Annotated in this window: 17 protein-coding genes and 2 pseudogenes; 14 read left to right on the top strand and 5 right to left on the bottom strand. The window is 63.3% G+C overall.

Going from position 1 to position 13,302, the window contains the following annotated elements:
• From IPP90_16405 to IPP90_16395, 3 genes and pseudogenes are all read left to right on the top strand, one after another.
• Positions 1 to 193, top strand: a pseudogene (locus IPP90_16405) (hypothetical protein).
• A gap of 166 nt (positions 194 to 359) precedes the next feature.
• Positions 360 to 725: a hypothetical protein gene (locus IPP90_16400; protein ID MBL0172269.1), complete on the top strand. Its 366-nt coding sequence runs from the start codon at positions 360 to 362 to the stop codon at positions 723 to 725.
• 138 nt (positions 726 to 863) lie between these two features.
• Positions 864 to 1,181, top strand: coding sequence for a glycosyltransferase (locus tag IPP90_16395; protein ID MBL0172268.1), 318 nt, complete (start codon positions 864 to 866; stop codon positions 1,179 to 1,181).
• A 334-nt stretch (positions 1,182 to 1,515) separates the two neighbouring features.
• On the opposite strand, the gene IPP90_16390 is transcribed toward IPP90_16395, so the two are convergent.
• The gene (locus tag IPP90_16390; GenBank protein MBL0172267.1) at positions 1,516 to 2,976 is read right to left on the bottom strand and encodes a hypothetical protein; all 1,461 of its coding nucleotides are present in this window, start codon (positions 2,974 to 2,976) and stop codon (positions 1,516 to 1,518) included.
• Positions 2,977 to 3,125: 149 nt separating this feature from the next.
• On the opposite strand from IPP90_16390, the gene IPP90_16385 reads away from it, so the two are divergent.
• Positions 3,126 to 4,403, top strand: coding sequence for a DUF2029 domain-containing protein (locus IPP90_16385; protein MBL0172266.1), 1,278 nt, complete (start codon positions 3,126 to 3,128; stop codon positions 4,401 to 4,403).
• A 187-nt stretch (positions 4,404 to 4,590) separates the two neighbouring features.
• Here the strand turns inward: IPP90_16385 and IPP90_16380 are convergent, their stop codons facing one another.
• The 4 genes from IPP90_16380 to IPP90_16365 all read right to left on the bottom strand — a co-directional run bounded on the left by IPP90_16380 (position 4,591) and on the right by IPP90_16365 (position 7,469).
• On the bottom strand, positions 4,591 to 5,583 hold the full coding sequence (locus IPP90_16380) for a hypothetical protein (GenBank protein ID MBL0172265.1): 993 nt from the start codon (positions 5,581 to 5,583) through the stop codon (positions 4,591 to 4,593).
• A 64-nt stretch (positions 5,584 to 5,647) separates the two neighbouring features.
• Positions 5,648 to 6,079, bottom strand: coding sequence for a hypothetical protein (locus IPP90_16375; GenBank protein MBL0172264.1), 432 nt, complete (start codon positions 6,077 to 6,079; stop codon positions 5,648 to 5,650).
• 80 nt (positions 6,080 to 6,159) lie between these two features.
• Entirely contained in the window at positions 6,160 to 6,762 is a 603-nt protein-coding gene (locus IPP90_16370) for a hypothetical protein (protein ID MBL0172263.1), read from the bottom strand.
• A complete protein-coding gene (locus IPP90_16365; GenBank protein MBL0172262.1) occupies positions 6,759 to 7,469 on the bottom strand; it encodes a hypothetical protein in 711 nt (236 codons plus the stop codon). The genes IPP90_16370 and IPP90_16365 overlap by 4 nt, the downstream gene beginning before the upstream one ends.
• Before the next feature lie 431 nt (positions 7,470 to 7,900).
• On the opposite strand from IPP90_16365, the gene IPP90_16360 reads away from it, so the two are divergent.
• The 10 genes and pseudogenes from IPP90_16360 to IPP90_16315 form a co-directional block, all read left to right on the top strand.
• Positions 7,901 to 8,689, top strand: coding sequence for a glycosyltransferase (locus IPP90_16360; GenBank protein MBL0172261.1), 789 nt, complete (start codon positions 7,901 to 7,903; stop codon positions 8,687 to 8,689).
• A 475-nt stretch (positions 8,690 to 9,164) separates the two neighbouring features.
• On the top strand, positions 9,165 to 9,332 hold the full coding sequence (locus IPP90_16355; GenBank protein ID MBL0172260.1) for a Flp family type IVb pilin: 168 nt from the start codon (positions 9,165 to 9,167) through the stop codon (positions 9,330 to 9,332).
• 23 nt (positions 9,333 to 9,355) lie between these two features.
• Entirely contained in the window at positions 9,356 to 9,523 is a 168-nt protein-coding gene (locus tag IPP90_16350; protein ID MBL0172259.1) for a Flp family type IVb pilin, read from the top strand.
• 147 nt (positions 9,524 to 9,670) lie between these two features.
• A pseudogene (locus IPP90_16345) lies at positions 9,671 to 9,838 on the top strand (prepilin peptidase).
• A gap of 382 nt (positions 9,839 to 10,220) precedes the next feature.
• Positions 10,221 to 10,643 carry a pilus assembly protein gene (locus IPP90_16340; protein ID MBL0172258.1) on the top strand — a complete coding sequence of 141 codons (423 nt, stop codon included), beginning with the start codon at positions 10,221 to 10,223 and terminating at the stop codon, positions 10,641 to 10,643.
• Positions 10,644 to 10,694: 51 nt separating this feature from the next.
• The gene (locus tag IPP90_16335) at positions 10,695 to 11,066 is read left to right on the top strand and encodes a hypothetical protein (GenBank protein ID MBL0172257.1); all 372 of its coding nucleotides are present in this window, start codon (positions 10,695 to 10,697) and stop codon (positions 11,064 to 11,066) included.
• A gap of 640 nt (positions 11,067 to 11,706) precedes the next feature.
• Complete coding sequence (locus tag IPP90_16330) at positions 11,707 to 11,892, top strand: pilus assembly protein N-terminal domain-containing protein (protein MBL0172256.1); 186 nt, start codon at positions 11,707 to 11,709, stop codon at positions 11,890 to 11,892.
• 39 nt (positions 11,893 to 11,931) lie between these two features.
• Positions 11,932 to 12,258, top strand: a complete 327-nt coding sequence (locus IPP90_16325) for a hypothetical protein (protein MBL0172255.1) — start codon at positions 11,932 to 11,934, stop codon at positions 12,256 to 12,258.
• Complete coding sequence (locus tag IPP90_16320; GenBank protein MBL0172254.1) at positions 12,246 to 12,590, top strand: hypothetical protein; 345 nt, start codon at positions 12,246 to 12,248, stop codon at positions 12,588 to 12,590. The genes IPP90_16325 and IPP90_16320 overlap by 13 nt, the downstream gene beginning before the upstream one ends.
• Before the next feature lie 254 nt (positions 12,591 to 12,844).
• Positions 12,845 to 13,302: hypothetical protein (locus IPP90_16315; protein MBL0172253.1), on the top strand; the 458-nt coding region annotated here is incomplete at its 3' end.

Below are 13,302 nucleotides of genomic sequence, written 5' to 3'. Positions count from 1 at the left end.
TGGGTGCAGGAGCGCGAGCCTATCATCTTTGGACGGGAACGAGCCATCGGCGTGCTGGTGGACGATCGTCACGCGGGGCGTTGATGAGCCGTATCGGTTGTTCACCTCGCGCAGCGAGTTCCGGCTTACCGTGCGTCAGGACAATGCGATTGCCGCTCGCCGCCATTGCCATCGCAGCTGGAGTGTATTGTGACGGCGAACGCGCATGGCCGAATCGCGTATGGCTGCGTGCGGGTGGCGCTGCGGTTGGCCGATGCGACCAGTGTCACGCCGGAACACGCCGCGAGTGTGCTCGCCGCCGCTGACTCGGCGCCGCTGGCGCATGCCGTGCGCGCCTCGGGCCCAACCAAACGCACGGCGTGTCGCCGCACGCGGTGTCACCGGCCACTGGCGTGGGCGGCGACCTGCCGCCCGATGCGGTGGTCGGCGCTGAACTCGAGATCAAGTACTCCGGCTACTGCGGCGCGAACGGACCCGCGTCGCGCGCCTGCGCGCAAATGGGCCCATGCCCCTCGCTCAGGCCTCGACTATCTCGCCATCCGGACGCTGTCGACGGAAGCGCGCCAGAAGCTGCATGCCATTTCCGGCCGCGGTCGCTGGGTCAGGCGTCCCAGATTCCCGGGATCAGCCCGTCCGACCTGCAGAATCTGCTGATTGAGCCGCTGGCAACGCCGTCACGTCAGCGACCCGACTGTCACCAATTCCCGGGTGAACGTCTTGCATAAGAGCACACCGCAATCGCTCGATGGTCGACCCCTCCTTCGACGCCGCCGCACCGTCACATGGCCACTCTCGCTGGTCATCCCTGTTTGCAACGAAGCACCGCACCTTCGCGACGTGCTCGAGCGCCTGAGGACGGTGTCGTGGCCGTGTCCGGTGGAATACGTGCTGGTGGACGACTGCAGTCGCGACGGGTCGTGGAAATCGTCGAGGAGTACGGCAAGTCGCATCCGCTCGTCGCGATCCGGCAACCACAGAATTGTGGCAAGCGCGCCCTGCTGCGTCGCGGCTTCGAACGTGCCAGCGGTGAGATCATCGCCGTCCAGGACGCCGATTTCGAATATGCGCCGGAAGACCTGGTGGATTGGTCAACGCGATCCTGCTCAATCGCGCCGACATCGTTTACGGCAGTCGCTATCGCAAGAACAGTCCCAATGCATCGGACGTTTCACTACGCCTAACCGGCTGCTGACCTGGCGATCGATCTGCTCAGCGGCCTTTACCTCTCGGACAGGGAGACGCGCCGCAAGGTCTTTCGCGCCGAGATCCTGAAAACCGATCACCCTGGAGTGCAATCGCTTCGGATTCGAGCCGGAAATCACCGCCAAGATCGCCAAGCTCAAGGTCAGGGGTTTGAGTACCCGATTCTCTCGAGGGCAAGAAGATCAACTGGAAGGACGGCGTGGCCGCCGTCTGGTTCATGCTGAAATTCAATCTCCGCGGGCAGAACGACCCGTCACTTAGCGATGTGCCCGCGAAGTACCGCACCGCGAAGCGCGTGAGTCTCTGAGCGGACTACCGCCGCACGAACACGGCGCCGTCGGCGTCGCGGTACGCCAGCGTCCAGCCGACATCGCGCGATATCAGGCCAAGGAGTTGCGCCTGCTGCACCGGATGAACGGCCACCACGCGCACGTTCCAGTCGCCGAGAATGCGCTGCCACCCGTCCCGTCCATTGGACACGTCGGCGTAGCGCGTCCAAACGGATGCGGGAATGAGCTCGATGCGCGAATCGACTGCGACCGGGTTGTCCGGCAGCGCGTATTCGAACCAGGACCCCCACGCCTGCGCATTGAACACGCGTTCGCCGGCGGCCAGGGTCCCCCGAAGCGCATGGGTGATTCCCATTGGCGCCTCCGTGAGCAGCGTTGTCGGCAGGCGATCGGCCGACCGGAACGGGAACCACCGGCCGAACGACGCGAATAGCGCGACTACGAGGATCACGACGATCAGTGAGTTGCCCGCGTTCACGGGATCCTCGCGCTGCGCCATCGCTCGTCCCACGCTCGTGCCGGCGAGCATCACCGGTACGGACATGGCCCACCAGTACACGCCACGAACAGACAGAAGCCCGATCAGGAAGAACGATGCCAGCGCAAGCAGCATTGGCCACGCCGGCCGCACGCGGAAACGCGCCAGCAAGAGGGCCACGACGGGATCGGAAACGAGGAAGACGGCGCCGCTGAAGGAATCGATGGACGTCGGCTGCCACTCGGCGACCAATTGCCTGACCGCCGGATTACCCGACAGCTCCAACACATACAGCCAGACGCGGGCGCCAAACGGATTGACCAGCGTTGCCGCGATCGACGCGAGGCCGACGATCACCAGTCGGCTAGCGCCCCGGTCACGGTCGTGAATGTCATCCAGCCATGCCAGTCCGATCAGACCGATCGCCAGCACGAAGGTGCCGTGGAGATTGGCCCACAGCATGACGAGTGGCACCATGAACCAGAGTCGACGACGATGATTCCGCCGGCCGGCGATCAGCCAGAGTGTGAGCGCGAAGCACGCGAGTCCGAACAACTGTGGCCGGAGCTGCAGCGTCGGGAGCAGCAGGCACGCGCTGCCGAGTGTCAGCCAGGCCGCCGGGCGTGCGGCCGCGCCGCGCGCCCGGCACGCCGCATGCACTGACACCAGCACGATGCCCGCCAGCAGCGCGCGCATGAGGGCCAGCGCCAGCCATCCCTCGGCGCGGAACACCCAGGCGAGCACGACCTGACCGAGCCATTGCTGATCGACCCACGGGGCGCCAGCGGCGGTGAACGTGAATGTGTCCGTTCGAAGGAGCGCGCCCGAATCGAGCATCATGGCGCCCGCGCGAAGATGGTACGTGAGATCGACAGATCCCATGCGTGCGCCGATCGTGATCAACAACGGCAGCGCAATGGCCGCCATTGCCCAGACGTGTGACAGCCGAAGCCGCGTCAGACGCCATCCCTCATCTCGTGTGTGTGCGTTCGCGGAATGCGGCATGTGTTCAGTTTTCGTTTGCCCGACACGCTGGAAGCCGGCGCTCCCCTGCGGACTTTACGCCGCGACCACGGCGGGAGCCAGAGCCGGCCCTAGTCGATTGTTCGCGGAAAGCGATTTGCAGCATCCTGGTCTTTCAGCGAAGTTTGCGTGTGCCCACTGCATCCGCGTTGCACGAAGACCCCGGTAGCCTGTCCCCGTTCACCACTCGCCAACTAAGCCGCATCGTCGGCAGCGTCCTGCTGATGATCGCAGTGGCAGTGGGGGTGATGATTAGTCGCACACCGCTCCAGTATGACGACTGGGGAACCAAGGATTTCATCGAGTACTGGGCGGCCAACCAGGTGGCGCTTGGCGGAGAGAACCCGTACGACCCTGCGAGACTCCTTGCCGTGGAGCAGGCGGCCGGACGAGCGGATGACGTGCCGCTGATGATGTGGAACCCGCCGTGGCTGCTCGTGCTGATGCGTCCCGTGCTCCAGCGATCCTACGGTCTGGCGGCATCGACATGGATGGGAGTCAACGTCGTCATGGCGACGCTGGCGTGTCTCCTGATTGCATCGGGATACCGACGGGCACGACTCGAGGCGATAGATTTCGTGCCCGCGGCGCTCGGGAGCCTCCTGTCGATGCCGGCGCTGATGGCGATCGAGCGCGGACAGGTGGGTTTCTTGCTGCTCCTCGTCGTGGCGACGGCCTTCTGGAGCATACGGCACAAGCACGATTTGCTCGCGGGTGCGGCGCTGTCGGTACTCACGGTCAAGCCGCACCTGTTTTTCCTTGTCGCGGTCTTCGCGGCGATTCTGATCTGGCGTGAACGGCGATGGCGAATCGCCATTGGCGCGGCATGCGGGACAGGCCTTCTCCTCCTCGGCACGATCGCGACATCACCAGCGCTGGTGAAGCTCTGGTGGCTCAGTGTCATATCGCCACCGGCCGGTGCCCTGCCGGCCTACACGTGGAAGACGCCGACACTCGCGCACGCAGTCCGCGATCTGCTCCTGCGATGGACGGGGAACGGATCGGCGTGGCCGCTCCAGGTGATCCCGATCGTTGCCGTCGTGCTGTTCGCGATCTGGCTGTGGCGAAGATCGCGGATGCAGACGCTCGACGAGCTGTTTCCGCTGGCGCTGTGCCTGTCCGTGATCGCGGCGCCGTTCGGATGGACGTTCGATCATGCGGTACTGGCGGTTCCACAAGTCATCATCTTTCTCCGTGCATTCGGCGAGGTTGATCGCTCGATGCGCCGGTGGGCACTTAGTGCCGCGATCCTGCTGTGCCATCTCGGTATCGTCGTGCAGCTGGTGCAAACGGGCACCGACTATTCGGGCTTCTGGTGGTTCCCGCTGGCCATCCTTGCGGTGTGGCTCATGTCATCGGCATGGGTGCCACGGTCACCGTCGCCGGCCTTTCGCAGCACGGCCATGTAGTGCGCGGAATAGCGATGGAACGGCCCGCGCTCGAGCATCTTTTCGAATGAGAGCGCCAGCGGCATCAGCGGGCGCGGGGTGAAGTCGGGGAGCCAGGTGAAGTAATGCACGCGCTCCCGCGTGAAAATGCGTCCCGCACCGGGCTGCTCCGGCGCGATCCACCACTCCGTCCTTTCGTCGATGTTTTTCAGGATGGGAAAGAGATGGCCCTCGGCGACGCCGACCCCCTGATCCACGCCGGCAGGGTGTGGACAGCGCGTTCGATGAATTCGGGAACTGGGCCGACATTCGGCTTGCGAAGGAGAAAGTACAGCGCCGGCAGGTACGCTGTCAGCAAGAGAGCCCATCCCATGACATCCACCCACTCGTTGAAGCTTCCAAAGGCCTTCGAACCTTGAACGAAGAAGAACGGGATATAGGTGAGCAGGGCGAGAATGGTCACGTCTCTGCGTGTACTGGGAATGAACAGCAGCAGCAGTACCGTCGTGAGACTCGGTGTCTGGGGAACTATGGCAAGAGCCGCAAACAGGCGTCCCTCCGGGAGACGCCAACGCAGAAGCGACAGCAGGAGAATTTGACCTCCAGGCACCAGCATGTACGACCGGAAATGCGGTGCCGACTCGACCGCCGCACGCCATTCCGTATACCAGCCTGGCGGGATGACAAACGCAATCAAAGTGATGGCTGCGATCGCCGAGACGACAATGATAGAGTCTCGAAGTGTGCGCGAGCCGGCCAGAATCGCGAGGCCCAGATTTGGCTTAGCCGCTGCAAAGAATCCAAGCCAGGGGAGAAAGAGCGCGCAGGCAAGGAGGGGCGGCCACTGGACAAGCTTGATGCTGGCAAGGAATGCACCTGAGCCGAATACCGGAAGGAAACGGTAACCGTCTCGAGTGAGCAGGAAGGCGAGTAGACCGCTTGGAATCGCGGCGACGAGTACGCGCGCGCCGACAGCAGGCAGGTAGCCAATCGGGAGAATCGAGATCGGCGCCATTAGCGGATAATAGAGCGGCCACGGGCCGTCGAACTCGCGCCCCGGACCAATCAGCGGATACGGATCGAGTCCATTCAGCACGGCTTGCGCAGCGAACCACACCTGATCGATATCAGTCAGGATCCAGCGGGGGGCGTACGCGTAATCCAAGCCGACCACAACACCGCTGAAGAGGGCGATTGCCACGGCGATCGCCGCTCTCGCTCTGATGCTGGGTCGGTGTTCAGGAGGTTCCGGCAGCACTGTGGTATCATGAACCGAAGTAATCATGGTGCTCCAGTGACGGATGTATTGTGACAGGAATTCCGTTGGGGGTCTCTAAGAGATCGGGCGGAATGTCGCGGCGGGTCTTTATTGCCACCGCTCGGTCCTGCCGCCATTGCCATAGCACAAGAAGCAGCGCCGGCATGTAGATCAGCCACAAGACGGACGGCGCCGCCGCCCGCACGATCGACTGTCCTTCGCGAATGAAGACATACCACGAGAGTGCTGCCGCCTGACTGCACGCCGTGAGGAATATCGACTGCCTTCGCGTGCGCGGAATGAGCCACAACAGCAGCGTGTCGTAGAAGAACAGGAGCTGAGGGATCAGGCTCATCGCGAGCAGCAGCCGGCCCGACGCGCGCTTCCAACCGACGACCGACAGCAGCAGCAGAAACCCGCCGAATTCGCGGACCGGCATGACGTGCACACGCGTGGCCGAGACATCGGCACGCAATACATGAAGCCAATGCACCGGCCACGTGGGAAAGACCAGGAGGCTCACACCCCGAAGGCGGCCGCGCCGAGTGCGGCGCGAACGCTCGGCCGACGCACGAAGAGGGCAAGGCCGATGTTCGGCTTCAGCGCCGCCAACATGCCGGCCATCGGGGTGAACGCCATCAGCATCACCAACGGCGAATACTGCGCGAGAAGCGCCGCCACCACGAACGATGAACTGGCGAAGATGTGGATGCGCCAGAGACCGTCGCGGGTGATGAAGAAGGCGAGGAGCGCGGCGGAAATGCCCAGAAAGATCGCCGAGGCCACTCCCAATGGCAGTCGGGCCAATGGCAGGGCCGCGAGCACTGCCGTGAACGGGTAGTACAGCGTCGTTTCATTGGCCAACGCCTGGGCCCCGGTTCCCATCACGAGGTACGGGTTCTGCCCGTCGAGGAACAGTCGCGCCGCCGAATGCGCATAGGAATAGTCGGCCACCGATCCCGGACGAAGGGAGCAGAGCCAGCAGAACGCCCCGCTGGCCAGGCCGATCGCGATGGCCGTCCAGATGCGGTGCTTCAGTGCAACGGGCGTCGCATCCGGGGACGGTGCATCGTCACGCGTGAACAGTTGCCACACGTCGCGCCAACGCGTGATGAGACTCACCCGGCGGCCGCCGCGCGCCGATCACGCCACCAGTTGAACAGCAGGATTCCCAGCGCCGCGAAGTACAGCGAGTACGAGTACGGAACGGCCTGTCTCATGTAATCGATGTCGCCCCGCGCCACGACACGCCACCAGACCATGAAGACGAGAAAGCTCCAGAACGAAAGCGCCAGTGACTGCTTGAGCGTACGCGGCACCAGCCACAACAGCAGTTGGTCATAGAAGAAGAGATTCTGCGGCACGACGCTCATGATGGCGAAGAGCCTGCCTTCAGGGCGGCGCCAGCTCAGCAGCGACACCGCGAGCAGGAATCCGCCGGGGCGCAGCAATGGTACGAATTTCTCTTCGCGATTCGAGACATTGCCGAGCCACTCGCTGGGCCAGCTTGGCATGATCAGCAGACTTATTGCCAGCAATGCCGTCACGGCAATGACAGTCGTCCAGGCGGGCCGCGCCGCGAACGCCGCGAAACCGATCGTCGGCTTCGCGGACACCATGACACCGAGTGCCGGAATCAGGGCGGCGGCAACGAGGAACGGCGACCACTGGCCTAGCGAGAGGTTCAGCAGGAACGGTGCGGAAAGAAACAGCGGCAGGCGATCCGCCCCCGTGCGCGCTAATCCCCAGGCCGCGAGTCCCGCGGAGACTCCAATGAACGCGCCTCCCGCGGCGGCCAGCGGCAACAGCGCGAACGGCGCGAGCAGCATAAGCGTCGTCAGGGGGTACAGCGTGACATCGTGCCAGGAGATTGGCCGGACCCTCGGCAATGACCGTGTACGGGTTGCCGCCGGACAGCAGCGCGTGCGCTGGCCGACCAGTAGTGGAAGAAGTCCGACGGTGCATCGGGGCGGCTGAGGAACGCCCACGTCCCGAGACCGCTGACAACACCAACGAACAGGGCTATCTGGAGCGACCGTCGTCGATCCAACGGTCGCCCAGCGGTCCAGTCTGTGCCACGGAGCTCCATGACCCTCGATCGGGCAGCTTGCAGGATGAGCATGGGGCATGCTCACTCTTCATGGCCCGGAATTCAAGTAACGGCCCGTGCTCGCGTCGCCCTTCGCGCGTATTGTTGATCATTCGCCTGGGCACGCGCTTGTGCAGGTGCACTCCTCGATACCCCCGCTTCCCAACCGACATGGCCGGCGCCGTGGACATCGCACTCACCCTGGTGGTCCCCTGCTACAACGAGGCGCAGCGGATCGACATGGGCGCGTTCCGCGACTTTCTCTCAAAAGAGCCCTCGGTCTCGGTGATCTTCGTCGACGACGGCAGCACCGACGGCACCCGGGAACTCCTCGAACGCTTCGCCAGTCAGTTCGTATCGCGCGCCTGCGTGCACGTGCAGCCGGCTAACGCCGGCAAGGGTGAGGCGGTCCGCGCAGGCTTGCTCAGGGCACGGGCCGCTGGCGCCGATGTCGTCGGATTCTGGGATGCCGACCTGTCTACACCGCTGGATGCAGTCGCCGACCTGCTCGACGTGCTGCGCACGCGACCGGAGATCGACTGGGTCTTCGGTTCGCGCGTCCGGTTGCTCGGCCGCGACATCGAGAGACGCGCCGTCCGCCACTACGTCGGCCGGATCTTCGCCACGGCGGCGTCGCTGACGCTCTCGATGCCCATCTACGACACACAGTGCGGAGCGAAGCTGTTCCGGGCCACGGGCGAGCTCGACACGGTGCTCAAGCGACCGTTCGTCTCGCGATGGATCTTCGATGTCGAGATGATCTCGCGCTTTGCCCATGAGAGGAATCGCATCGGCGACGTGCCGGCGGTCGGCGCTATCTATGAATTCCCGCTGGCGCGCTGGGCCGACATAGGCGACTCGAAGGTCCGGGGTCTGGACTTTCTTCGGGCGTTCATGGATCTCGCGAAGCTCTGGCGCATCAGGGCGCGCACTCCCCGCCGTCTGCTGTTTCCACCGTGATCAGCAGTTGACGGGGACTGACGGGGTCATCTGCAGCTGGGAGTTCGGACTAGCGTGCCCGCCTCATGTTGGTCCCTTCCGACAAACCTGTTGCGCCAGAGCAACGAATTCCCGTTGTGTTCCGCTCGCCGTGCGTCGGTACCACCCCTGACCTCGCTGAAAACTCCTAGGCCGTCCGACGATGATCCTGCCGCATAAACGCCTGTAATACAATGACTTACATATAACCCCTCATCAACTTGTCTCGGACTTTCCACCATCAGGTATTACCAGACTGAAATGTCAGGGGATGTGCCCGTGTGCAATGTCACGCTACTTGCTACATATCCCCTACAAAGCTCTTGTTGCCGAGTGGCATATTCGGGTGTCTTAGTGATGACTTTCCGGTGTCTCAGGCCAGAGAGCAGGTGGGGTTCCTTCGCTGCCTTCTCGGCAACGGTTAGTAACTATGCAACTTTACCCAAGGAGAGCCGGTATGAACCGCATTCGTAAGTTTCTCAAGGCCGACGACGCTATCGCCGTCACCGAGTACGCACTTCTGATCGCCTTGGTGGCGGTCGTGCTCGTTGCAGTCGTGCTTGCTTTCGGCACCAAGCTCAGTTCGTGGTTCGCGGCCAAGACCAACTCGATCACGACCGTCTAAGTCATCGGCCATCCGAGTTGCCAATGAAAGGCGTTCGGCAGTTTCTGAGGTCTGACGACGGAATCGCGGTCACCGAGTATGCGCTGTTGATTGCGCTGGTGGCTGTCGTGCTGGTCGCCGTCGTGCTGGCCTTTGGCACCAAGCTGAGTTCTTGGTTTACCAAGAAGACGAATTCGATCACGACCGTGTAGGCGATTCTTCTCAGTAGATTCACCATGAATGTTGGACGACGGGTGGTGCACTACTTTTCCGAAGGTAGTGCACCACCCGTCGTTTCCGTCCTGACAGACACAGAATTTCGTCCCCGCGTCTAGGGGATCGCGGAGCAGCGCATTCGTATGTTTGGAGTGACCGCGTACGGCCCTTGGTGGGGAGCGCTTTTTTCCGGGTTGCTCTTGGTAGCCTGCGTCACCGACGTTCGGGCCCGACGAATCCCGAACGCCCTGGTGGTCGTTATCCTCCTCTCGGGCGTGGCGTTCTCTGTCTCGACATGGCCGCTGTCGGTGGCCCTCCTTCGCAGCGCGTCGAGGGGCCGGGCTTGGCTTCGCCATCTGGATCGCGTTCTGGCTGCTTGGGCTGTTGGCGGCGACGTCAGTTCTTCGCAGCAGCCGGAGCGTGGCTGGGACCGGGGCCAACCTGGCGCGCCGCCTTGCTTGCGGCGCTGCTTGGTGGCGTACTGGCCGTCTTCACGCTTTTGCGCCAGCGCCGTCTGCAGGCCGGAGTGGAGCGCACGGCTCTTGCGTTATCATCTCGCTCGTTGGGCGTCCTTGGGTAACGGGCGACGACCGGCCGGGACTGAAACGGCACCTGCGCCGTATGGTGTCGCCCTCTGGCCGGTGGTGCGCTCGTGGCAGCGTGGTTTCCGAAAATCTTGGCATAGGAGCCGGTATGCGCTGGATGCGGAGTCGATGGCGTGCCTTTCGGAACCAGCAACACGGCGCCGCCGTTGTCGAGTTCGCGCTTGTCGTGCCCATCTTTTTCCTGCTGGTGTGGGGCGGGCTGAGCTTCTCACGGGCGTACCAGCGACTGAACGTGCTCACCGGCGCGTTGCGCGAAGGCGCCCGATACGGCGCGACGTTGGATTCCCTGACCATCGGGGCGGTAGAGGCCTCTGTCAGAGCCCGAATCACCGTCTATTCGACGGCCTTCGGATATCCGGTGGACCCGAGTCAGGTCACGGCAGCGCTGGTTGGAAACGAAGTGCAGGTCAGCGTCACGAATTACCCATTGTTTGCCGATCTGACCGGATTCAGCGTGCTCAGCACCATTACAGTCACTCGGCAAGCCATTTTTCGTTGGGAACGATCGTAGAACAAAAATCGCATTGGGGCGTTCGTCGGTCTCCAGGAGACACCGTAGCACATGGCCATTCGCAGGTATTCATCTGTTCTGATCGCATCGCTTTTCGTCGCCGCCATCGCGACGTATTTGGTGTTTCGGTACATCAATGCCAGCACGGCGAGTAATCAGATCGCGACGCGCCCCGTGGTGGTCGCTGCCAAGGACATCGCCGAGGGTGCCGAAATCCAGGAAGCCGACGTACGCGTTGCGCAGTGGCCCGAACCCAGGTTCCCGAGAACGCGTTCGAGACCCCGTGCGGGTGAGCGGACGCGTGTCACATGTGGCCATCTATGCGGCGAGGCAATCGTGCCGGTCGGCTGGCTCCCGAAGGCGCGGCGCCAGGGCTGGAAAGCCAGATCACTCCGGCGCGGGCGATGGGGTGCGTATCAATGACGTGTCGGGCATGAACGGCATGATCCAGCCCAACAGTCGCGGGACATCCTGACCCTCGGGGAGAGCAAAGCACAGGTGAACCGAGATCGGCCAAGCTGCTCATGGAGAACATGCGCGTACTGGCCATGGGTGCTGGGTGACCCGCGGGGCCGACGGACGGTAACGCCAAATGGAGTGGCCACGATTGAGGTGACCCCGGAAGAGTCGGAACTGCGGTTGCCACCGCGCGCGGACAAATCCAGCTCGTGTTGCGGGGATTCTCCCGAAGCCGGTGATGCGAACGCCAGAAAGCCCAATACCGGCAACGCCGCCGCCATGTTGCGCGAGACGGTACCGACGCCCGCCGCCTGCCGCCGTCCGGCACCGCGCAGTCGACACCGGCACCGCGGGCCGAACCCATTGTGCCATCTTGTACCAGTCCCCGAGTGGTAAAGGCTCCCGCAGTACCGGATTCGCTGGCCGTGCAGGGTGTGGCGAGGGCCAAACGACAGGATGAAAAACTCAAGAAGGACACCATCAAACGCGACGCCAATCCGGCCTGAACCTGACGCCCGTCTGTTCGTCGGTCTCTTAGGCAGCTGCACGGGAGAAATCGCCTGACCACGCCAATCGTGAATCGACTACAACGAGTTCGCGCCGCGTGGCTGTCCTGGCGGTGTTCTGTTCGCCAATCCGGCGCGGGCCCAGTTGGCCGACACGCCCGTCAAACCGCTGTCGTTGTCTGTCGGCCGCGCGTATCCTGCGCACCGACGAAAATGTCACCAAGGTGTCGATCGCACTGCCGGATATCGCCGACGTGGGGGTGATTTCCGCCAGGAAGTCCTGATCAAGCCATGAAACTGGCGAGACGACGCCATCCTCTGGTTTGCCGACGGGACCCGGCGCGCTATCGGACTACCGTGCCAGTTCACCGTCCGATCGCAAAGCAACTCGCGATCGGCGTGAAATTCGCCAGCGGTGCGTCGCGACGCTGCGCAATCTGGGCGTGTCCAGCGTCTGGCGCGACAAGACATCGCGCACTGGCACGGGCATCTTCAATACCGATCAACCCCATCGACAGCACGGGCGACACCACGCTGCCGTCGTCAGCACATTCCTCACCGTGTTGTCCGACCTGGGCACGACCAGTGTGCTCGCCTTCCTCGATAGCCGAAGAACAGCGCGCGCGCCCAGCGCCTGTTGGCTGAACTAACAACATCGCCGGCAATCTCGAAGATCCGCCTCGTTCCTCGCTGGCGGCGAAGTGCCGGTGCCCGTCGAGGTGCGAGTCGGGGAGCGCCGGGGCCACCAACGGCATCACCAATCAAGCTCACCTTTACGCCGGAAGTTTCGAGTCTCGATTTTTCGAATGGCGTGGTGCTGTCCGGGTTCCGCATTCCGGCATTTCGCACCCGTCGCATTACCAGCACCATCGACGTTCGTCGCGATCAGAGTTTGATTGTGTCTGGTCTGTTCTCTGACGATGCCAGAGGGTGGCGCAGCGGCGCAGTCTTTGCCCGGGCAGGACATCCCCATTCTCGGTAGCCTTGTTGTTTCTAGCTCCATCCTTCCAGCGCAACGAATCCGAGCTGGTGGTGGTCGTGACGCCGGTCCTCATCGATCCGATGAATCCGCGTGAACAGGATCTGGTGCGGTCCAAACCGGTACGACACATGACCGGCCATGGATGCCTTCGGGCGTCTTCCGCCCACCAAGAAACCAAGTGATCGGCATTCGCATGGAGTTCGCTTGAGCCGTCAGGCCTCGGCGTCGTCGGGGCGTCCGCGGCGGACGACTCCGTGCTCGATTCGACGCTGCATCGATTTGGCTGTCCGCGTTCTACGGGCCGATTCCTGTCGCAGGCGATCGAGCGGCATGGACGAGTGCCGGTGGACCTGTTGGTGTTGCCACTCGACGACGTCGATGATGCCGGACTCGCGGCGATCGATCGCACCGTCTGGCGCGAACATGAACTGAGGGTCATCGCCACCGTCCGGTTGCCGATCCCCGTTGATGCTGCGCGCGATGCGCAGGAATCAGGAGTTCCTCGTTCCGCCACTCAGCTGGAGGAGGAGTGCCACAGCGCGGTCGAGCGACTGCCAGCGCGTGGACCCGGCCTTGAAATCGAAGGGGCAGGTCTTCGCCGTGTACGGCGCCAAGGGGGCGGCGTTGGCGGAGTACCGTGGCTCCAACCTGGCGAGCACCATTGCCAATACTCCGCATCCAGCGTCCCGCGTGTCCGTGGCGGATATTGGTG

It is taken from the genome of Gemmatimonadaceae bacterium, assembly GCA_016720905.1.
Taxonomy (GTDB): domain Bacteria; phylum Gemmatimonadota; class Gemmatimonadetes; order Gemmatimonadales; family Gemmatimonadaceae; genus Gemmatimonas.
Note: the sequence above shows the minus strand (reverse complement) of the source record. Positions and strands in the feature narration are given on the sequence as shown.